This window comes from Eubacterium callanderi (genome assembly GCF_900142645.1).
In the GTDB taxonomy this organism is placed as follows: Bacteria; Bacillota; Clostridia; order Eubacteriales; family Eubacteriaceae; genus Eubacterium; species Eubacterium callanderi.
On record NZ_FRBP01000003.1, the window covers coordinates 49,201 to 69,912 of the forward strand.

The following is a 20,712-nucleotide window of genomic DNA, read 5'->3' on the forward strand; positions in this document are numbered from 1 at the left end:
ACGCACGCGCTTAATATACGCATGAAAAAAGCGTACGACATAATTGTGAGAAGGATAGAAAATGACAGTAAGGGAAATTATTAAAATCCTTAAACAGGATGGCTTGAAAGATATTGATTTTAACGGTTCTCATATTCAATATAAACACCCGATAAAGCCTCGTTCCTAAACATGGCGGTGGTATAAAAAGGTGCGTTAAAAAGTATCCTCAAACAAGCAGGGCCTAAATAGCCCTGCCAATACAATCATATATAAAGGAGTGAAAGCAATGCGCAAATTAACCTATTTACCTATATTAGAACCATCTGTCGATGGTTACGACGTTTTTTACCCTGATCTTCCTGTTGTATTAGTTTTGGCAAAGATATTGAAAAAGCCCACCAAATGGCAAAAGTTGTATTAGTTTTGGCAAAGATATTGAAAAAGCCCACCAAATGGCAAAAGAAGTGCTAGCGTTACATATCTACGGAATGGAAAAAGACGGTGATCCGATCTCAAAACCTTCGAAAAAACTTGAAGCTGACGACATTGAAGAGTGTATCGTCACGGCGGTTACTATTTTACCCGATTTGATGAAAAATGCGATGGATAACCGAAAAATAAAAACAAACGTAACGATCCCGGCCTAGCTTAAAGAGGAGGCTGAATCTCATCATGTCAATTATTCAAAACTTCTTGAGGCGTCGTTGTTAGATTACCTCAACGTTAAACGCGAAGTTTTAAGACAATAAAAGCACAATACAATTACGCCAAAAATCCCCCTGTGCGTTAACACAAAAGCAATACTAAAGAGGCGATAAAAGTGATCTATATTCCTTCAATCTGATACTAGTTTATTCGTCGACAAGCGTATAATAAATTTATAAATTCAATTTCAAAAAACAGACATGATTCTTTGCCTCCTGTTAATTGGTATTGTAACCTTACACAATTTTCATACTCAGCTTTAGCCCAGAAAATTGAAATATCTTTTCTTTTGTATTATTATGTTATCGGGTACTTTATAGCATTTTTTAATCAATTTTTAAGGATGCTGCATATCCACAATACTCAAAATAAAAAAAGAGAAAGGACAAAGAAATGAAGAGTGTAAAAAAACTTTTTGCTCTGCTGCTTGTAACCGTACTTGCCATCGGTATTGCAGGCTGTGGAACCGGAGGAAGTTCTCCTGGGGGAACATCTTCAGATGGTAAGATCCGTGTAGCAATGCAGGATCCTAATGTGCCGATTGACATGCAGAAACAGACGAATAGCTATTTAATGATGGTTGCTGATCAGATTACAGAACCTCTGATCAACCTTGATAACGATGGTCAGTTATCACCATTATTGATCAAGGAGATGCCTAAGATTTCCGATGATGGTTTAACCTATTCTTTCGAGTTAAAAGATGATATTAAATTCCATAACGGAGATACTGTAAAATCATCAGACGTCAAGTATTCTTTTGAACGTTTACTGACAAAAGGTGTTATGGGGGCTATGATTGACCAGGTACAGGGCGCCCAAAATTTAATCGATGGCTCTGCTACTTCTTTAGAAGGTTTTAAAATCATTGATGATCAGAAGTTTGATTTAGTACTGGAACAGCCATATAGCCCATTCCCATCAGCTTTAGCAACACCTTATGTATGTGTATTCCCACAGAAGGCCTGTGAAGAAGCGGGCGATGACTGGGGTAGAACTGTACTTTATGGCACAGGCCCATACAAATTGGATAGTTATACAGCTGGTCAGGGCATCGAAATTTCAAAATTTGATGAATATCATGGTGAAGCAGCCAAAAATGCTGGTGTTTCTTTCAAATTTATCGAAGATATGAATACACAGGTTATGGAATTCCAGAAGGGTAACGTTGACGTTTTACAGTTAGATGCTACTTTATACCCACAGTATAAAGATAACGCTGATATTAAAGATGCAATCCACTCTTTCAATCCAGTTGGCCTTGTTTATCTGGCTCCAAACATGGATAAGATTACTGAACCTAAGGTAAGAGAAGCTTTAAGTTATGCAATTAATCGAGAAGATATTTGCAATAACTTGATGAATGGAACGGCTACACCTGCTAAAACTTTTATTCCTGAGGGTTTAATTGGTTATGACGATTCTGTTCCTGCTTATGAATATAATCCTCAAAAAGCAAAACAGTTATTAGCCGAAGCAGGATATCCTGACGGCTACACGGTGGATCTTCCAGTATCCGCTAAGTATTCCTTCTTGGTAAAAGTTGCAACTGCCATACAGGATCAAGCGAGAGAAGCCGGATTTACAATTAATGTACAGCAGATGGATGGTGCGGCTTATTCCGATATGGCTAAAAGCGCAAATGTGCCACTGTCTACGAGCAACTGGTATGTTGATTATATTGATCCTGATGGAATGATTTATCAGAGATTCTCTAGCACAACAACAATGAACAACTCCAGTAGCCGTTATAATAATCCTGAATTCAATGCTTTAATCGATGAAGCAAGACAGATCACGGATGAAGCAAAACGCCAGGAATTATACAGCAAAGCTGACAATATCTTAACTCGCCAGGATTACGGTGCAATTCCACTTTTTAACGAAACCAAATACTATTTACAAAATCCTGCAATTAAGAATTTCGAAGTAACAGATATGTTCCGTTTCCACTTCAACACAGCAGAACTATCCTAAGGGATATAAAGGATTATTTATAAGTTTAAAACACGGTAGGACAACTTGTAAGGTTTTGTTCTTCCGTGTTTTTTAAATGGCGGAGAATGGTAAAACATTTAATTTTATTTTAAAAATTAATTTAAATTATTTAAATCATTCAAGTATAGTTAGATATTTGAACAAACACAGTATAAAAACATACACATCTCAAGAATAGGCCCATATTCCCTATTTAAATCGTTTAAAGCCCAAATATATATACCAAACTCATTTTATTGGCTAAAAAAGAGCATTATTTCCGTAAAAAAGAAGGCTTACTCGCCTTCTTTTCCAGTCAAACCGAAATCTCAATTTCTGCAAAAACAATATCAATCACATTTTCAAGAATATCACCGGGTACCATTTCAATAAAATGATAACCACACGCTTCAATGTCTAACGATCTTAACTGTTCACATAAGATAACGCTAGTCGTCTGAGTTCGACGATCAAGCGGAATGTGCAAAGGGAATTTACTATTGGTATTCGTTATTGGACAAACAATTGTCATATTCGTTTTTTGATTAAAAAAATCATTGCTGACAACAAGCCCAGGTCGATATCCAGCTTGCTCATGGTCAGACTGTGGATTGAAATTAATTTTGATGATGCTGCCTTGTTTTACCATACTTCCTTACCTTCGGGCTTTCCCCAATCAATTTCTTCATCATGATACTCTCCCTCGTATCCGTAAAAAAGTTGCTTAATATTTTTGCGATATTTTTTAGGAGCCCATTTCTTAATGATGATTTGATCCTTATCTGCGACTGCTTCAACAGATTCCCCATTTACCCAATCCAGGGATTTCAACATATCCTTTGAAATACATATTCCTTGACTATTACCCCAACTCCGTAATTTTGTTATCATTATTTTCACTCCCTTTCGTATATACATAATATATACCAACCAGCAATTAAAATCAATATTCTATTTAATTTATATAGTTATTATTTATATATTGCTTTATAATGTATTACTTTAAATAATACATTATACTTCTTTGCATATATATACAAAGATATACAAAAACAAATAGGATAAAATTTTCGCTATGCTCAATTTTTTTATGATTAGATATTCCCAACAGTGTTTTTCTTTTGAACCCCCCAGACATAAGTAAAAATAAAAAAAGTTATATTTTATTGCAATTTCTTGCTTTTTATAACTTTTTACTTATTGTCTGGTAAGATGTATTAAATTTCACACCCGCCTTGCTTCATCGGGATAGCATCTCTAAACTACCCTCTGTATCAGCTTCCCACTCGAGATCCCGCCCATGCTTTTGGACCATTTCAGGTCAATGGATGCATTCTCCTACGTCTTTCTTTTTGATCAAAAAAGAATACTCATGTCAGACGTGCGATACGCATCATAAAAAAGAGAAAACCAAGATGCGGACTGAGAGACGGGCAATTCTCTGCATGGTCTTGCCAAACCCCGATGGCGGTTATTTGTATCCCGGTGCCGCATTGCTCTGGAAGCCGGGTTTACCCATGCGAATGCCCGGCCAAGTGGTTAAAACATTGCTTAAACGCTTTAACCACTTGATATAGCATTACATATACTGTTATAAAATAAATATCTATAGCATATTTATTTTTCTAGGTAAAATGAGTATTTAATTATCTGCCACTGTTACCGTAGTGACATTATTTGGGTTTATTTTAATTACACATCATCTCCCTTTCCTATACTGTATCCATTTATCCTTTTTCCTTTATTTCTTTATTTTCTGTCCTAGTTTCTGCCAAACATGCCTAAAATTTCGCTTATACATTTCTTAAAAACCTTCTCATTTTCCAGTAACCAGCTTCATGTAAATACTCTTAATTCAGCTGTTTAAGGGGTTTTCCATTGATTTATATTGAACTCTAAATAACTCATAAAAGCTTTATTAAAGAGGTTTTTGCATTTTACTCTCTTGTCTAAAATTTACGGTTCCCATATTTGTATTTCAAATGCGCATGTCACTCAAAAATCATTAAAAGGTGGATTTACTTTTTAAGTATCCCATAAAGATCGTTATGCTTTATTTCGGCGGAATCTCCCCTAACATAATGTCTTCTGTAATGATCCAAAGGTCAATCAATCGGGAACCCACAAGATTAAAAGCAATGCGGCCATGAAGAGTGGTTGCCTGAAACTTCGAAAAACGCTTTTCTTAGTGATGGAGACCTTGATTAAAAAGTCAACTCTTGATGATTCAGTTTTTCAGTTCATAGATAAAAAACGGGCTGAGAGCAAACCGTACCCTGTCTACATGACTGCTGGTGCTAATAAGTTTCTGCGTATTTATTACGGAAAAGTTCGGGCGTACCTGGTCACCCTTGTTGATCCCTTGGAATAAGCACCTTGTTTTTTATCTCTTTTTCAGACCAGCCTTTTTAGCATGATTTTTTCAGCATTATCTTTTTCATTTTCTGCTTGACGTTTTATTTGCAGACTTTTTAAGAACACTTTTAACTATTTTTCTATATTCCATTCGGTTATGATCCAAAACTAGAAACCAAATATATAGTATGACAATATAAACTGTAGCACCAAAAATAACTTGTATTAATAAATCAAAAATCGTTAAATTATAAATAGTTTTTATGCTATTTACCAAAATTAACATTCCTGCACCTGCAACAAAAAACGGTATAGCTGCGATAATTGTTTGCTTAATATTAATATAATTTCTAATTAGGTACCCTTGGTATATAACTCCAAACATTTCAGCCGAAAGTGTACCTATAACTGCCCCATAAATTCCCAATTTCGGAATAAGTAAAAGTGATAATACAATGTTAATTACCGCATTTATTATTACGCAAAATGTGTACGAAAAATCTTTTTTTAACGGTATCAGAAATTGTGTACGAAAAACATCTCCTAACCCTATGATTAAAATAATCGGAGTCAACGATTTAATCACAGTTCCACAAATTGCAAAACTTTCTCCAAAATAGACTGTTGCAAATAAATCGGCAATTCCTAGCAATCCAAACATAGAAGCAAATCCTATAAAGTAAACTACTAAAATTGAATATTTGTAGTATTTTTTTACACCATCAATGTCGTTATTTGCAATACAACTACATGCTCTTGGAAAAAGGACGGTCCCTATCACAACAATAAACATTTTAGGAATATTAATGATTTTATTTGCATATTCATAAAATGCGACATTGTCCTTTGTGGTCATAATACCCAGTAATGTCTTGTCGAACACTGTGAACATACTTATTGCTAATACTGATACTGATAAGACAAACAGCGGCTTAATATGCTCTAAGATGTCTTTTTTTCCGAATTTAATTGGTTTTATTTTATTAATTACTGTCGGAAATAGTGAAGCTTGACTAATTAATGCAGATATAGCCATGATAAAAGTATACTTAATCAAATCATTTGGATTCTTAACAAATACAAAAACAAAAATCAACTCCAGTACCTTTACAACCGCATTACGAATTACTACTATTTTAAATTTTTCTATTCCATAAAATAGCCAGGTTATATCAAATAAAGCCGATAAAACATATAATGACTGAGACAAATAAATAATAATATTGTCATTGCAAAACAATTCACAAAACAGAAGATAAAATAGAAAACCAACAACTGAAACTATGGCGTGCAAAACATATAAAGACCAAAAAGTCTTTCTTAAAGCTATTGTGTCATCTTTTCGTTCTGCTATTATACGTTGACCATACCTTGCAATGCCCAACATACAAAACAACACGTAATAGTATGCTATCGAGTAGGTATAAGAATAAACACCAATTGATGTCTCTCCTAAACTTCGTGTCAAGTACGGTGCCATTATCAATGGCACTATTAGAATCACAATTTGATAGGCAAATTGAAATGTCATATTCTTCTTTATGCTATCTGATTTCAATTTTTACCCCCTATTTAATTTTACCATATTACATGCTTATCCTTTAAGTGTTTACTAGCAAGTAAAGAACTATACTTACTTTAAATATTTTATTTCTTATTTATACGTATGTGTTTTCGTATGCTTATCAAATCGAAGTCTTGGATTAAAATTGCGATTTTTTCCTAAAATAGTAACCAAATCCTCTGCGTTTTCTTTCCATAGAACATATGGAAAGCTAATCTGATCACGCATAGAAAAAGTAACTATTTGCTTCCACCATTCATTCATGATATGTACACATTTATCATTATGATGTTGTCTGGCAATAATTGTGCATTCAAACATACCTCTATGTTTTGGGTAGCCTTCTTTCCTGTAATGTGAAATTTGTGATTTAATTACCTCGTTTTGTACTCTATTGTAATATACAAGAAAATTTGCCTCTGTATAAATACAATCATGAACCGGATTATCGAACATTCCGATTGGATTCTCCCTTAATCTATCAATAAATGGATATAAATCAGCTATAATTATTGTTGCTCCGTCAACCCAAATAGAATAGTCATAATCCTTGAAGAATAAGTTTGGAAAGATTTTTACAAATTTAGATAGATGATACGAATCCATTCCTTTCATCTCTTCAATATGATCATAATCAAGTTTTTTCCAAACGCTCTCACTAGGCACTTTACAATCCGTAAAAATATAATAATCACAACTAGGCGCAATGTATTCAGGCTCTTTTAGTGTATCATACTCCCCAAAAATAGCGGTATACACAGCTATTCTTTTGTCTCCACAATCTGAATTACAGCAATAATTAATTTCTGATAAATCATTAGTATCATATGTAATCTTTTTGTCGAAGATTTTTTCTTTATGAAGTCTACAGTCAATCTTAAATAAAGCTCTTTTAAGCCCTGTCTTTCTGATTGTTGTAACTATTTCCTTGACAGCTTTTCTGACTATCTGCCCCTTTGTATAAACATCCGGATGTTGAAATTCATAATCGATTCTTTTCTTATTCTCAATCATCTTCTGAATGCTTTCCTGACTTTCCTTGTACATACCTTTACTCTCCTTTTATTACTTCTGGTTTCGTTGCTTTTTTATATATGAAGCGTTCAATAATCATAGGCCAAGTAATAAAAGCCAAGATAGTTAACATATTTGTGAATGAAAGCATTAGAATCGTTCCATAAAAATAAAGATAGAGAACTTCAAATCTTAGCTGGCTATCATTATTAAATTTTTTATATAATGATTGTGAAAATGCTCCAAATATAAATGACAGCAAAATAATACCAATGTATCCACCATCACAATAGAACTGATAAAAACATGTTGTAAACGAGTTAAAACGTGTCCCAGGTGCAACATTTAAAACTACATACTTCATTCCATTCACAATCTCAGTTGCTTCTTGGTATGGAGCCACCGGAGTAATTCCAATAAGCTTTAGCACACCAAAAATCGGCACAAAGAGACCTCTGAACGTTGTAAATCCATATGTATAACCAAAAGAGTATTCCTCTATACATGCTCCTAAATATTGAACACATCCCGCATAATAGTTATAGAATGTGCCAAGGAAAGATGTTTCTTGACCAATGGTACCTGATCGGCTATTGGATACAAATATAAACATTAGAAGTATTGCAATCAAAAAAAACGGTATCCACTTTGCTATCTTTTTTAATCGTCTACGATTCTTTTCACTAAGAAAACCCGTTTTATCTTGATAAAGCATGAATGCTACAAGAATAAAAACAAAAAAAGAAATTAGATATGTTCTCCTAGAATCTAATAGGACTCTCATCATACATAGCGAAGTAGCAATCAACAAGTATTTTTTTTCGAATGTCCTAAAAAACTGAAGTATAGATGTTGGTACTAATAAGTATAAAATCGGATATCCAATAAACTGCATTAGCACCTCTTGTATACTTGATTGAGCTAACTCCTCAGATGCATCTCCAGCTGATCCTGCAAGCGTAACATAAACATCTCCAATTGAATTTCCCTGCAATAAATACAAACCAATTGTCACGAAACGCGGGATAATAATTAGCAAACAAAGAGCTAACATAAAATAATATGCTCTCTTATTAAATTCATAAAAATTTCCAACGCATTTTTTTCGAAAAACAAATGTTTTCTTTTCCATAAAAACTGATCCCAAAGCATAAAATAATACACCGCAAATGATAATTAAATATGCGCTATCGGGAGCTGCATAGAAATTGAACAAACGAATACTACTAAGAAATGTAATCAAAAAGTAGAGAAAAGAAAAACTCACCACTGGATGATATATTTTTCTATGTCTTACGTACGAAAACAGACATATTCCAAGGCATAAGATAGAGCAAACATATCCCATTTTATTTCCTCCTTTTTTATAATCTATTACATATAATACGAATTCTTCTTGATGCTTCCTTCCAGATATGCCCTGAGCTAATATAGCCAGTGAAAAGCAATTTAAATCTATACTTCAGATTTATTCTATAGTCAGCAATTGTTTTCAACATTTCTTTATCGCTTTCGTTTAGGCGATTTTCATAATTGTTAATCATCTCGCGCGCTATTGCCTCATAGTCACCATCCATGTCAAATAAGTGCTTAAATCTATTTAATTTATTCCAATACATAGAAACACCTTTTTTTATACTTCCACTTTGATTGTTACCATGTTGCCGATAAAGAATATAAGCATTTTCATCATAAATTATGTTTCCAAGAAAAGTAGCAAGCACCGCAATCCAAGCATCGTGAGGAATTCTATGATTCAAATTTGTTCTAACATATTCCTTCAATAATTTTTCATTAAATACGCAAGTACAACCTAAGACACATATTTCTGATAATATTTGTTTTTTTGTATTAAGGACATAATTTTTATCAAATCTATCATATAAATAGTTCAAATTGTTATCGGACACTTTCAAATTAGAATAATATAAAATTGGAAGTAACTCATCTTTATTTGATTCTTCTATTTTTTTTATGGCAGAAAGCAATTTTTGGGGCAACCATTCATCATCTTGATCTGCAAAACAATAATAGTCATATCTCTTTTTATTTTCTAAAACATATGCTGAACAAACTCTAAAGCTCTCAATTACTCCAACATTAATTCCTTTTATAAGATGCACATTATTACACTTTTGGCAATACTGCTCTACTATAGAAACTGTTCTATCATTTGATCCATCATCGCGTACAAATATATCGACAGTAACATCTGACTGATTTATAATTGTATCCAATTGATGAGAAATATACTTTTCTCCATTATAAGAAGATATTATCACGCAACAATTCTTCATCTTACTCCCTACTTATCAGTTACAAATTTAATTCCAATACTCGAAAGAAATTTTTTTAATTTTTTTCTCGATTTACTTGGAACCATCCCTTCAATCATACTTATTACTATTAATTTACATTGATCCCTTAATCCAAGCTTATCACGGTTTGAAAAAAATATTTCTGGGTTATTATGTTCTAAGGATTTCAATGCAAGTCTGTCCCATTTTCCCTTAACAATTGCCGGTATAATATGAAAAATATTTTTCACAACTACAAAGTGGTCAGGAAACACCCCATTATCCATAGAAGATGCTGCAATTTCTAAATATTTTTTTTCAAATTCAAAATCTGTTGTACCTATTAGTTCAGTTTCTACAAATATTCGAGTCGCAATAAAAGCCACAAACGTATGCGCATAAACATCTTTCTTCCTAATATTCCTAATATTGTTAGGATAATGATTATTAGAATCTTTTTTCATTGGAATAATTTTACAATAGTTTGCCTCTTTTTCTTTTATCTCATTCAACAAAGCAAACACTTGATCATTGCATACTCTTGAAGAAATAAACGCATCCCCTAAAAAACACATATAATAATCTGCCTCGTGTTCCTTCATAACGGCTTTAATACAGTCTGTCAACTTTTCATTAGTATCCACATATATTGTATCAATTCCTTGGATACATCTATTTTCACCAATAACTGCTCCAACAACTTTGAAAGGACAATCTGGCCAATTTTTATGTAATAGCGATACAAAATTATCGCAAATGTCAACATAGGAACTGTGTGTCATTAATACAATTACACATTCCATATAATTCACTTCTCACTTTCTTTTATATGATATAAAATATAACTTCCCTGATTCTAGTTTTAAGTACATCCTCAATATATGATAAACGCTATAAATAAATACGTTCAATTGAAACACATAAATAAAATTGAGTGCATGGAATATTATATTAAACTAAATCACGTATGAAAGTTGCTGGTACGCCTCCATACAATGCATTATCCTTATCCAGATTTCCCTTTACTACTGATCCAGCTGCAACAATACATCCTTTTGCGACACTTGCACCTGGAAGAATTATTACATTTGCAGCTATCCATGTCCCATCACCGATTCTTACTGAATTATAAACATGTTTTCTATGCTGATTTTTGCATTCGACTTGATAATGCATAGTATCTAATCCCTCAGTTAGTATTGTAGTTCCATAACTTAAAGTTACATTGTTGCCTATAGAAACGCCCCCCTTAGCTTGAATAAAAACTCTTTCGTTAATCGATACGTGCTTTCCTATTACCAATTTATCAGGAATTTGAATAACCGGAATTCCATTTATTTGAGCATCCATTTTCCACAAATATGGATGAAAGAATAACCATAACAAACGTTTAATTTTATATATTACTTTATATAGAATACTACTAATCCTTGATGTCTTCATATTCATTCCTCAGTTTTATTATCTAAAATTATTATACACCCATTGAATTAGCTTAGTAGGAGCTAACGCTATTGTATACTGCGTTACAGCTACAAACAAATAATCTTTAAGCCTACAATACTTATTTTTATAAAAATCTTCCCAGACCTTCACCATCAGTCTAATGTTTTTAATGTCCTTACGTCTCTGATAAGTATCATTGCCAAATCTGAAATATACAAGTGGTTCTGGAAGATTAGCTCCTTGTAATCCATTATTCAATGATCTAACCCACAACTCAACATCTTGGTTCGTTCTCATCTCACTGTAATTTCCAACAGACATTATTTTCTCCTTATCTAGCATTACCGTGGAATGATTAAATGGATTTCGACGTTTTGAGAATGACATAATGCTCGGCATATCTGTCGGAACTTCTTTTTCTCTAATTATATTGCTAATATCACCATCAAACTCAGTCACATACGTGCCTAAAATAGATGTTTCTGGATGTATTTCATAATACTTGAGTTCCTTCTCGCATCTATCCGGATACGCAATATCGTCATTATCCATTCGTGCAACCAGTCTATTTATACAAAGTGGAAGACCTTGTCTTAAAGCAGCTCCAAGCCCGATGTTCTTTTCTAGCCTTACAACATGAAAGAACTCCTTGTTATCAGTTTCATATTTATCTATAAGCGCGTCGAGTTCATCTGTCAGAGATCCATCACACACTAGTACAAAATCATTTGTTACAACAGTTTGTTCCAACATACTATCTATGCCTTGTTTCACAAAACTTGGATTATCTTTTTTATAGACTGTCATTAAGACACTATAGTTCTCCATCATAACTCCCTCTTAGTAAATCGGTGTTACCCAATCTTTAAATTCTTCTGATTTCCCCCTAACCGCATCAAGATATGCCAAATGCAAATCCTTCGTAATTACACCTGTATCTTCGGTTCCGATAATATATTTATCGATGCTTAATACAGGTGTTATTTCCATTGCAGACCCGCAAAGAAATGCTTCATCACATGTATAAAGTTCAGTTCTGTCGATTGTTCTCTCCACAACCTTATAGCCTTTATCCTTTGCAAGCAGAATAACAGTATCTCTGGTAATACTCTCAAGAACACTATCCGTGAGCATCGGTGTAATAACTGCGCCATCTTTAATTATAAAGAAGCAAGAGCCAGGACCTTCTGCAACTTTTCCAGCCTCGTTCAGGAAAAGGCAGGTGTCATAACCATTTCGAAGCGCTTCTCTCTGTCCTACACGGCTGTTAATATAGTTAGCTCCACACTTAATTCGCGGAGAAAGGTTTTCATCGCTAATTCTTCTCCATGAAGTAACACAAACATTCAGACCTTTTTTATTGTATTCAGTACTTGTTCTTCCTCTCGAAATCGGAGCAACAAACATTTCTACTGGTCCTTCAGAACCCCAAGACCCGAAACCATCAACAAACAGTGTCTGACGTACAGAGAGATTTTCATCGTATTCATTTGCTTTGATAACATCTATTAATGCCTTTTTGAAATCTTCCTTTGTATACTTACAATCAAGCTGAATAAGCTTTGCAGACCGAATAAGACGATTATAGTGATCTTCTAGTCTAAAGGCATAAAGCTGTTTTTCCTCATCATTCCAATAGCAAGGAATACCCTCAAAAACATTTAATCCAAATTGAGATGTTGGTGCTAGAATGTTAACTTTAGCATCATTCACATTCAGTATTTTACCCTTAAACCAAATTCTTCTATTTGCTACATCGTATTTCATTCTCTATTCTCCTTCGATATGAATCGTATTAATCAGCCAAATGAGCCAGTCTAATAATTTCTGCTTCTTCTGCTTTTGCAGCTTCCTCATCATTTAATGATTCATCGACTTTGTTTTCATAAATCTTTTCTTTCTTGAATGCTTTAAAGAGAGACATAAGACCTACTTTGATATCAATTAGAAAACCATATTTTCTAAATAAATCAACATATTCATTATCATATGTAACCTTTTTATCCCATGAAATGTCGTTTCTGCCTTTAATCTGCGCCCAGCCAGTTAGTCCTGCCTTAACCTCAAAGCGCTTTCTATATTTTTTATTTAGTGTTTCAAAATCGCCCAGTTCATATGTAACACAAGGTCTCGGACCAACTACTGACATATCGCCTTTAAAAATATTGAAAAGTTGTGGCAGCTCATCAAGACTACTGTCCCGAAGCATTCTTCCCACTTTGGTTACTCTTGGATCATTTTCATAATTGAATAATCCAGCTCCCATTTTTTCGGCATTTACGACCATTGAACGGAACTTATACATTTGAAATACCCTTCCTTCCTTGGTTCTTCTTTCTTGTTTAAATAATATAGGACCTTCTGAATCTTTTTTTATAGCAATTGAGATCCCAATCCAAAATGGTGTAAGAAGAACAATTAATATACCGGAAGACACAATATCAAATGCTCTTTTTATTCCTAGACTTATCTTTTCCATAGTCATCCTCCAACTTTAAAAATTAAATGTGTGGAAAATATCATCAAATGTTTCTCCACGCTTAATTAGCTCAACACCTTCTCCAGTCTCTATATTCATATTGCAAATATCTACAACTGGAAAATTCGGAAGAATAAATGGTGGTTTCATTACTAATGAATAAGATCCACAATTATTGATTATTATTACATCGCCAGCGGCAAGTTCTCCGCAGTAGTCCTTATTCAAAACATCCCCTTCAATACAAGTAAACCCAACCATATCTAGGTTTTCATATTGTTTTCCTTCATTCATATGGATTACCTCCATTGGAGGATTTATACCTGCCATACTGATATTTTTCTGACTACCAAGAACTGTAGCAATATACTTACCTCTGACATTCTTTATTGTCTTAACACTCCCAACAAATTTCATACAATCACCTACTAATGCAGAACCAGGTTCGATTACAAGTTCAGGCTTAATCTCTTTATCATTAAAGTATTCTGCGAATACTGCTGCAGCCACTTCGGCATATGCTTGATAGTCTGGAATATCTGCTGTGAATTGTGCTTTTAATGATTCTGGCATCTTACCAAACAAACCACCACCAATGTCAATTCTCTCAGGAATCACTCCAAATTGATCTAAGACATTAATCATTCCCTTTGCTCTTGCTGGCCAATACTCAATTTGTCTCTTAGCAAAATGACAGTGAAAGTTGATGAAATGAAGATTTTTTGATGTAGTTACAATTTCAAGTGCTCGCTTAAAATCATCACCAGTGATATCAAAACCAAACCTTGATACAACACCATCATGTACATCATAGTTACAACGAATGCCTACATTCAGTATAGTTTCCACTGAATTAGCAAAATCTCTAATCTCTTTAGTTTCATCGATTGAATCGCTATTTACAGTTCCCCCGGCAACAAGGAATTCTCTCATCTTCTCTGAATCTTTAATAGGCCCATTCCAAATAATACGCTTCGGCTCAACTCCACACTTTAAAGCGAGCTCCATCTCCATTTCAGAAACAACCTCTGCGTATCCCCCAAGCTCATTAACAATTTTACAGAACTTCGGAGTGTAATTCGTTTTATATGAATAAGCAATATTGAAATTCGGATAAATAGCAGAAAATATATTTTTCAGCTCTGTAAAATTATTTTTAAATTGCTCTGAATCCAATAAGTAAAAAGCCTCACCATACTGACTTCTCAATCTACTAATCACTTTAGAATTAATCTGCATTTCTTTTCCTCCGAATTATTTCAACAATTTTAGCTACTTCCTGCTGAACCACTATTCTATTTTTTTCATAGCTCTCAATATTTTCTGCCACTACTCCTTCGTAGTCACGTAGTTCCTTCATATTCTCCGTGAATACATGTTCAACCTCTTTAATATCAGTAATAATTGCATTGTCGCAGAAACTTCTGCTCAAAATTGCTCTTGTGGAACCCAATCGATAGTGTTCCATGATAACTTTTTTAGAAGGTAATAAACCTTCTCCTAGTCTTGCTATTCCCCCAAATCCATACGGTAAGCCAGCACCAGCTATTTTCTTAGTTAACTTCTCTACCGTGCCGTTCGCCAATAATTCAAACATAAATGTCAGACCATATGACAAATGGAGATCATTTAGCCCAATATGTATTTCATCCACACCATCATTTTTCAATACCTCATCTAAACACTCCACGGCTTCCTTTGTTTCGAGTAGTAATGTTGTTTTACACCGACCCCCAACAGAATTAATGAAGTTTGTCACTTCAGCAGCAGATTTCCACATCGGGAGCATGATAATATCTGCTCCTGCACTAACAACCTGATCAATCTCTTGGACAGAATTATCGTTCCAAGGATTAACTCTCACAAGCATTTCCGATTTAGTCAGGATGGGCTTTATTTTTTTGATGTCATCTACAGTATGCTGCGACTTTACTGTGTTCATGCCCTTTTGGCGTTCTTCTTTTCCGAATGTTTCCAAATCTATCCAGATTCGGTCTACACCACTCTTTTGTGCAATTTGTGCAACTTCAGGGCTATTTGTTATATACATCAAGATCAAACTCATTCCTTTTACTTCTCCTTTTACTTAATTTCTCAAAATCATAGAAAGCTTCTTTCTTTAAGTGCACATTAAAAATTCCAGTGCTCCTTCCTATTAATCTTTACGCATCAGTCAGATTGTCATCTAACTATTTTTATTATCAAGCATAGTAACCAGCAATATTCCGGTAGAATTGGCATAAATCAGAACTGTCAATATCACCATAAGTATTTCTTACTCTGTCATACTACCCATCACTTCGTTTTGGAGGCACTTTTCTTTATAACAGACACTAGAGCTTTTTATCTCTGATTATTCTTCCGGTTAAAAAATAATCATCAAAACTAAAAAAACGCTCTACAGCTAATAACTTGCTCTGTACAAAATACAGAGCTAATGTGCAAGCAAAAGAAGCTATGCACGCTGACAGTCCAACCGCATACTTCACTTCATCCTTTTCCTTTGCGATCTTTTCTAACTCATTTATGCTTTCCCCCACTGTACTTCATTCAGTTGATTTCGTAAGCCACCGTGACTTACCTAAGTTCATCTCCATGTATGAGAGAGGAAACGACTAAGCCACCAAACTTTTGCAGATAACAGTTTTTACTTGTTGTCCCTTTTATATAATTATTAATAATTTTTATTTAAAAACTATTCTAACTTTTATGCAAATATTTATATGCTCATGAAGAATAAAAAATGACCATTAGCCCTCCGTGATAGCATTTACACCGAGCCAGGTCAATTTGTTAATTTCCTCCATCCAGTTTTCCACTCTATATTGTGTGTCAATTTAGCGTACTCAAGAAGTTATCTTAGCCACTTTTATTCTCGAACCAAATGTACAATCCATAAAAAAATTTATAATCGGGGCATAACCCAGACTCTCGTACCCCGTATAAATTCAAGATTTTTCTTGATTGTGCCTGCTAATCTCTTCTGAATTGATCTCTTGTATAAACTTTTCCAATCACATCATCCAGACAAGGATCATAACGGTTCGCAAGGATGCAGGAACTTTTGGTTTTAAAATCCTCTAAATCATTGATTACAATGGAACCAAAGAAAGTTTCTCCATCTTTAAGAACCGGTTCATAAATTATTACAGTGGCGCCTTTTGCCTTAATACGCTTCATGATTCCCTGAATAGAACTCTGGCGAAAATTGTCTGAGTTACTTTTCATGGTCAGGCGATAAATGCCCACAATGACTTCTTTCTCTTTACCTCTGTTCCAATTGTCATTCGCTTCATAGGCTCCGGCGATCTCTAAAACCCGGTCTGCTATAAAATCTTTCCGGGTTCGATTGCTTTCTACAATTGCAGAGATCATGTTCTGCGGTACATCCTGATAGTTTGCGAGAAGCTGCTTTGTGTCTTTCGGCAGACAATAGCCACCGTATCCGAAAGATGGATTGTTATAATGTGTGCCAATTCGCGGGTCCAGGCAAATACCTTCAATAATCTTTTTGGTATCTAATCCCTTCATTTCTGCGTAGGTATCAAGCTCATTGAAATAGGAGACCCGTAAAGCCAGATAGGTATTGGCAAAGAGTTTGACTGCTTCCGCTTCCGTAAATCCCATGAATAATACATCAATATTATCTTTTATCGCACCTTCTGCTAACAGTTGGGCAAAGGACTCGGCTTTTTCTTTACTCTCATGATCGCAGCCTACAATAATGCGTGATGGGTAAAGATTATCGTATAGTGCCTTTGATTCCCTGAGGAACTCTGGGCTAAAGATGATATTTTTAGTTCTGTATTTATCTCGGATGCTTTCTGTATAACCAACAGGAATAGTGGACTTAATGACCATCATTGCCTCAGGGTTCACGCTCAAAACCATTTCAATCACTGCTTCGACAGCAGAAGTATCAAAAAAGTTCTTTTTGCTGTCATAATTCGTCGGAGCCGCAATCACCACAATTTCAGCATTTTTATAGGCGTTTTCTCCATCCAGTGTTGCTGTCAGATTAAGCTTTTCTTCTTTTAAAAATTTTTCAATATATTCATCATGAATTGGGCTTATGCCCGCATTAATCTGATCTACCTTTTCGGGAATAATATCTACGGCCGTAACTTCATTATGTTGTGCCAGCAGTGTGGCAATTGAGAGCCCTACATACCCTGTTCCAGCAACCGCAATTTTCTTTTTCATATTCTATCTGTTCCTTTTATTTCTTTGTTTGTTCGTCATACTTTATAAAAGACTTTGTACCATTCTGCGAATCTTCTCAGACCAGTACGCAAATCGGTATTCGGTTTGAATTCAAAAGTGCTCTCTAATTCACTCGTATCCGCGTATGTAACTGTCACATCACCGGGCTGCATTGCCACGAGCTCTTTATGATTTTCAAAGTTATAATCATCTGGTAATACTTCTGCTTTCACCAATTCTTCGGACAAAATTTGTACAAAATCTAAAAGATTTTCGGGTTTTGAATTTCCGATATTATAGACAGCATACGGCGGAATTGGCAGGCCATCTTCACCTGTCTTTTTGTCTGGCGCACCCTGAATCACTCTTTTTACACCTTCGACGATATCATCTATATATGTAAAATCCCTCAGGCAATTTCCATAGTTGAAGATCTTGATGGTTTCTCCTGCTCTCAGTTTATTTGTGAAGCTGAAATAAGCCATATCCGGTCTGCCGGCGGGGCCGTAAACGGTAAAAAACCGAAGTCCTGTAGACGGAATGTTATAGAGCTTTGAATATGCATGTGCCATCAACTCATTGGATTTCTTTGTTGCAGCATACAGAGAAACCGGATTATCTACCTTATCTTCAGTACTATAAGGGACTTTTTTATTTACACCATAAACGGATGAAGATGAAGCATAAACCAGATGTTCCACTGGATAGTGACGGCATGCCTCAAGAATGTTATAAAATCCAATCAGGTTACTCTCGATATATACATCTGGATTTGTAATGCTGTAGCGTACGCCCGCTTGGGCGGCAAGGTTTACCACAATTTCTGGTTTGTATTTTTCAAACAGATTAACAATTAGTTCCTTATCCGCAATATTTCCTCTTACAAAAGTCCAGCTGCCGCCTAATGCCTCAATCTGTTCCAATCGCCACGCTTTTATACTCACATCATAGTAATCATTCATATTGTCAATGCCGATAATGGATACAGACGGAACTGTACGAAGCAGCTCTATCACTAAATTTGAGCCGATAAAACCCGCAGCGCCTGTGATCAATATTGTTTTATGATCTAGATCAATGTAATTCATAGTTTTAACTCCCTATTTTTTAATCTTAGTTAAATCTATATTTTTATTTAAAACTCGTAGCACTCTTGACCAGACTGTGATCCTTTTATCCTTACTCTCTAGACATTACACATCGTTAGACAAGCGGTATTTATGTTAGAAAAGTAAAGATAGGTGGTGCTATACCCGTACTTTTGGCCCTATAGACGAAAAGCACACCTATGAATTTCTCCATAGGATTTGAGTGTATACTTAAATTCTGTTATATATTATCATTCATCTAAATTTATGTTTGAGCTACTTCTTTATAAAATGTCTGGTAAAAACTTTTTCCGATATTTCGGGCCGTGTTCAGTGCCGTGCTGCCACAGTGTTTATTGGGGCATTGAAAGTTTTTCCCACCTATAAAATTTAAGCTCGGCGTTTGATATTCTGTATTAAATCTATATATCGGTGCGCCGCATTGATAGCAAACTTTTTTAGCATTGCCTACACTGTTATGCTGAACAATGATTCCAGCTTGCCATGCTTTATAGGTTGTATAACGGATGATTCTTCGCCCGATAAATTCCATGCTGTTGGTTTTAAGATAATACAAGGAGCCTTTTTCAAAGGTATCTCCATAACTAGGCATTACAATAAGCTTGGCGCCTTCTTTGAGCGCATAATCCACAATTTTCCGGCTAACATCATGTGCAAAGTGATCTGTTAGACGTGTAATTTTTTCATAATATTTTGCATAGGCTTTTTCATTATTGCTATTCTGATGCTGACCTCCACGTTTTATATAACCTAAAAGCTGCTTCCTACGGTGTGCCAAAACTTTACCGCCCTTAATAAAATAAGGATGCATGGCTCTACCGTTAGCTTCAAAAGTTGTACAGACTGCTAATGCGTCAGACATGGTAAAAGCTACGGACACAAATTTTTCGTTTTGTTCCACTCGCTCTTTGGCTGTTCGAATATCTTCCACAGACACTTTTACCGGTACGTGCATCATAACTTTTTTTTTATTCATTACAATTCTTGGACTCATCAATTCAGCATCTTCTGGAAATGGCCTGACTGTGTAGGGATGTTTCACCCAAGCCCAGGAATTTCCTGTGAATAATTTAAGAATGATGCTTTTTTCATTAAACTCCTTGTACATGCCTTTATAATAGAGCATGGACATATGCAGTTGTTTAGGTGCGCTTGGTTTACTCCCCTTGATCTTTCCCTCTTCCCAAGCTTTTAATTTCCCTTGATAACTTCGGAACATGCTGATCGCAGAATTAATGGCCGCACGTCTAAAATACAACGGTACTTTTTCATAGGGTAAGGGAATCTCAGGTAGGTTACCATTACGCTGTTTTATGGTCTGAAGTTCCAGATGACGCAGCAAATTCTGATTTGACAGTCCCAGAAGCTCAGACTGCTCTTCAAGTAAGTGATAATAGAAAGCTAAAACGGCATCAAACAAAGACTGGGTCTGTTTAAACCAGTCTAAATGCTTGTAATTCAGCTGTATTTTGTACGTCGTAATGGCGTATCCGGCACTCATAATTTACCTCATTTTTATTCGCAGACCTTTGATAGTCTGCGAACGAATCCAAAAAAAGCCGAAAACAAAAGGATTTAAAT

At 34.9% G+C, this 20,712-nt stretch carries 19 protein-coding genes; 3 read left to right on the forward strand and 16 right to left on the reverse strand.

Annotated elements, in window-relative coordinates; genetic code table 11:
- Positions 1-61 precede the first annotated feature (61 nt).
- The 3 genes from BUC22_RS22510 (at position 62) to BUC22_RS04115 (ending at position 2,664) form a co-directional block, all read left to right on the forward strand.
- Positions 62-169: a type II toxin-antitoxin system HicA family toxin gene (locus BUC22_RS22510; RefSeq protein WP_013380126.1), complete on the forward strand. Its 108-nt coding sequence runs from the start codon at positions 62-64 to the stop codon at positions 167-169.
- Between the two features lie 265 nt (positions 170-434).
- Complete coding sequence (locus BUC22_RS21415; protein WP_013380124.1) at positions 435-629, forward strand: type II toxin-antitoxin system HicB family antitoxin; 195 nt, start codon at positions 435-437, stop codon at positions 627-629.
- Positions 630-1,080: 451 nt separating this feature from the next.
- On the forward strand, positions 1,081-2,664 hold the full coding sequence (locus BUC22_RS04115; RefSeq protein WP_013380122.1) for an ABC transporter substrate-binding protein: 1,584 nt from the start codon (positions 1,081-1,083) through the stop codon (positions 2,662-2,664).
- A gap of 316 nt (positions 2,665-2,980) precedes the next feature.
- Here the strand turns inward: BUC22_RS04115 and BUC22_RS04120 are convergent, their stop codons facing one another.
- The 16 genes from BUC22_RS04120 to BUC22_RS04205 form a co-directional block, all read right to left on the reverse strand.
- Positions 2,981-3,313, reverse strand: coding sequence for a type II toxin-antitoxin system PemK/MazF family toxin (locus BUC22_RS04120; protein ID WP_013380120.1), 333 nt, complete (start codon positions 3,311-3,313; stop codon positions 2,981-2,983).
- A complete protein-coding gene (locus tag BUC22_RS04125; RefSeq protein ID WP_013380119.1) occupies positions 3,307-3,555 on the reverse strand; it encodes an AbrB/MazE/SpoVT family DNA-binding domain-containing protein in 249 nt (82 codons plus the stop codon). Before BUC22_RS04125 ends, BUC22_RS04120 begins: the two co-directional genes overlap by 7 nt.
- A gap of 1,546 nt (positions 3,556-5,101) precedes the next feature.
- A complete protein-coding gene (locus BUC22_RS04135; protein ID WP_013380116.1) occupies positions 5,102-6,577 on the reverse strand; it encodes an oligosaccharide flippase family protein in 1,476 nt (491 codons plus the stop codon).
- A gap of 96 nt (positions 6,578-6,673) precedes the next feature.
- Positions 6,674-7,630 carry a glycosyltransferase domain-containing protein gene (locus BUC22_RS04140; protein WP_013380115.1) on the reverse strand — a complete coding sequence of 319 codons (957 nt, stop codon included), beginning with the start codon at positions 7,628-7,630 and terminating at the stop codon, positions 6,674-6,676.
- Between the two features lie 4 nt (positions 7,631-7,634).
- The gene (locus BUC22_RS04145) at positions 7,635-8,945 is read right to left on the reverse strand and encodes an O-antigen polymerase (RefSeq protein ID WP_070081165.1); all 1,311 of its coding nucleotides are present in this window, start codon (positions 8,943-8,945) and stop codon (positions 7,635-7,637) included.
- Positions 8,946-8,961: 16 nt separating this feature from the next.
- Complete coding sequence (locus BUC22_RS04150; RefSeq protein WP_070081166.1) at positions 8,962-9,894, reverse strand: glycosyltransferase; 933 nt, start codon at positions 9,892-9,894, stop codon at positions 8,962-8,964.
- Positions 9,895-9,902: 8 nt separating this feature from the next.
- A complete protein-coding gene (locus BUC22_RS04155; protein WP_013380109.1) occupies positions 9,903-10,697 on the reverse strand; it encodes a hypothetical protein in 795 nt (264 codons plus the stop codon).
- 148 nt (positions 10,698-10,845) lie between these two features.
- Positions 10,846-11,337 carry an acyltransferase gene (locus tag BUC22_RS04160; RefSeq protein WP_013380108.1) on the reverse strand — a complete coding sequence of 164 codons (492 nt, stop codon included), beginning with the start codon at positions 11,335-11,337 and terminating at the stop codon, positions 10,846-10,848.
- Between the two features lie 18 nt (positions 11,338-11,355).
- Entirely contained in the window at positions 11,356-12,171 is an 816-nt protein-coding gene (locus BUC22_RS04165; RefSeq protein ID WP_013380107.1) for a glycosyltransferase, read from the reverse strand.
- Positions 12,172-12,180: 9 nt separating this feature from the next.
- Positions 12,181-13,107 carry a branched-chain amino acid transaminase gene (locus BUC22_RS04170; RefSeq protein WP_013380106.1) on the reverse strand — a complete coding sequence of 309 codons (927 nt, stop codon included), beginning with the start codon at positions 13,105-13,107 and terminating at the stop codon, positions 12,181-12,183.
- Positions 13,108-13,135: 28 nt separating this feature from the next.
- Positions 13,136-13,819: a sugar transferase gene (locus tag BUC22_RS04175; RefSeq protein ID WP_013380105.1), complete on the reverse strand. Its 684-nt coding sequence runs from the start codon at positions 13,817-13,819 to the stop codon at positions 13,136-13,138.
- Positions 13,820-13,834: 15 nt separating this feature from the next.
- Complete coding sequence (locus BUC22_RS04180; protein ID WP_013380104.1) at positions 13,835-15,058, reverse strand: type III PLP-dependent enzyme domain-containing protein; 1,224 nt, start codon at positions 15,056-15,058, stop codon at positions 13,835-13,837.
- Entirely contained in the window at positions 15,048-15,884 is an 837-nt protein-coding gene (locus BUC22_RS04185) for an aldolase/citrate lyase family protein (protein ID WP_013380103.1), read from the reverse strand. Before BUC22_RS04185 ends, BUC22_RS04180 begins: the two co-directional genes overlap by 11 nt.
- 908 nt (positions 15,885-16,792) lie before the next feature.
- The gene (locus tag BUC22_RS04195; protein WP_013380101.1) at positions 16,793-18,022 is read right to left on the reverse strand and encodes a nucleotide sugar dehydrogenase; all 1,230 of its coding nucleotides are present in this window, start codon (positions 18,020-18,022) and stop codon (positions 16,793-16,795) included.
- 35 nt (positions 18,023-18,057) lie between these two features.
- On the reverse strand, positions 18,058-19,110 hold the full coding sequence (locus tag BUC22_RS04200; protein WP_013380100.1) for an NAD-dependent epimerase/dehydratase family protein: 1,053 nt from the start codon (positions 19,108-19,110) through the stop codon (positions 18,058-18,060).
- 265 nt (positions 19,111-19,375) lie between these two features.
- A complete protein-coding gene (locus tag BUC22_RS04205; RefSeq protein ID WP_013380099.1) occupies positions 19,376-20,632 on the reverse strand; it encodes a hypothetical protein in 1,257 nt (418 codons plus the stop codon).
- Positions 20,633-20,712: the final 80 nt, after the last annotated feature.

Bases quoted from the DNA above. Each gene is read 5' to 3' on its own strand.
- BUC22_RS04200 (WP_013380100.1), bottom strand. From the start codon at position 19,110: ATGAATTACATTGATCTAGATCATAAAACAATATTGATCACAGGCGCT.
- BUC22_RS04140 (WP_013380115.1), bottom strand. From the start codon at position 7,630: ATGTACAAGGAAAGTCAGGAAAGCATTCAGAAGATGATTGAGAATAAG.
- BUC22_RS04115 (WP_013380122.1), top strand. From the start codon at position 1,081: ATGAAGAGTGTAAAAAAACTTTTTGCTCTGCTGCTTGTAACCGTACTT.
- BUC22_RS04145 (WP_070081165.1), bottom strand. From the start codon at position 8,945: ATGGGATATGTTTGCTCTATCTTATGCCTTGGAATATGTCTGTTTTCG.
- BUC22_RS04125 (WP_013380119.1), bottom strand. From the start codon at position 3,555: ATGATAACAAAATTACGGAGTTGGGGTAATAGTCAAGGAATATGTATT.
- BUC22_RS22510 (WP_013380126.1), top strand. From the start codon at position 62: ATGACAGTAAGGGAAATTATTAAAATCCTTAAACAGGATGGCTTGAAA.
- BUC22_RS04195 (WP_013380101.1), bottom strand. From the start codon at position 18,022: ATGAAAAAGAAAATTGCGGTTGCTGGAACAGGGTATGTAGGGCTCTCA.
- BUC22_RS04180 (WP_013380104.1), bottom strand. From the start codon at position 15,058: ATGCAGATTAATTCTAAAGTGATTAGTAGATTGAGAAGTCAGTATGGT.
- BUC22_RS04205 (WP_013380099.1), bottom strand. From the start codon at position 20,632: ATGAGTGCCGGATACGCCATTACGACGTACAAAATACAGCTGAATTAC.
- BUC22_RS21415 (WP_013380124.1), top strand. From the start codon at position 435: ATGGCAAAAGAAGTGCTAGCGTTACATATCTACGGAATGGAAAAAGAC.
- BUC22_RS04185 (WP_013380103.1), bottom strand. From the start codon at position 15,884: ATGAGTTTGATCTTGATGTATATAACAAATAGCCCTGAAGTTGCACAA.
- BUC22_RS04165 (WP_013380107.1), bottom strand. From the start codon at position 12,171: ATGATGGAGAACTATAGTGTCTTAATGACAGTCTATAAAAAAGATAAT.
- BUC22_RS04160 (WP_013380108.1), bottom strand. From the start codon at position 11,337: ATGAAGACATCAAGGATTAGTAGTATTCTATATAAAGTAATATATAAA.
- BUC22_RS04150 (WP_070081166.1), bottom strand. From the start codon at position 9,894: ATGAAGAATTGTTGCGTGATAATATCTTCTTATAATGGAGAAAAGTAT.
- BUC22_RS04155 (WP_013380109.1), bottom strand. From the start codon at position 10,697: ATGGAATGTGTAATTGTATTAATGACACACAGTTCCTATGTTGACATT.
- BUC22_RS04175 (WP_013380105.1), bottom strand. From the start codon at position 13,819: ATGGAAAAGATAAGTCTAGGAATAAAAAGAGCATTTGATATTGTGTCT.
- BUC22_RS04120 (WP_013380120.1), bottom strand. From the start codon at position 3,313: ATGGTAAAACAAGGCAGCATCATCAAAATTAATTTCAATCCACAGTCT.
- BUC22_RS04170 (WP_013380106.1), bottom strand. From the start codon at position 13,107: ATGAAATACGATGTAGCAAATAGAAGAATTTGGTTTAAGGGTAAAATA.